Genomic DNA, 464 nt, shown 5'->3' with positions numbered 1-464 from the left:
GTACTGTTTCCCATCGATACTGCCTTGTATACCCGAGCCAGCAATATTTTTAACCTGATCGGCTCTTTTAAGTTTCAAATTTTTTTGAGTGGCAAAGGAAACAATACTTTTAGCCAGCGGATGATCAGAATTTTGTTCCAAACTGGCAGCTAAAGCTAATATTTGATCATTTGTATAATCTTTAACGGTGAAATTACCCTTAGTTAATGTTCCGGTTTTATCAATCGCTAAAACATTAATTTTTGGTGCATTTTCAATTGCCTGACGATTACGAACCAGTAAACCGTTTTGAGCGCCAATTGAAGTTGAACGAGCAATTACCAACGGTATCGCCAAACCCAAAGCATGCGGACAAGCAATTACAAGTACAGTTACCAAACGTTCAATTGAGGTACTGAAATCTTTTGTTATTGCATACCAAACTACAAAGGTAACCAAACCAACAAATAGAGCAATATAAAACA

At 36.6% G+C, this 464-nt stretch carries 1 protein-coding gene; it reads right to left on the bottom strand.

What is annotated here, in order from left to right:
- Positions 1–464: HAD-IC family P-type ATPase (locus KH893_RS12040; RefSeq protein WP_281166311.1), on the bottom strand; the 464-nt coding region annotated here is incomplete at both ends.

Origin of the sequence: Liquorilactobacillus sicerae (genome assembly GCF_029916425.1) — a bacterium.
Classification (GTDB): domain Bacteria; phylum Bacillota; class Bacilli; order Lactobacillales; family Lactobacillaceae; genus Liquorilactobacillus; species Liquorilactobacillus sicerae.
This window is presented reverse-complemented; position numbering and strand designations above follow the sequence as displayed.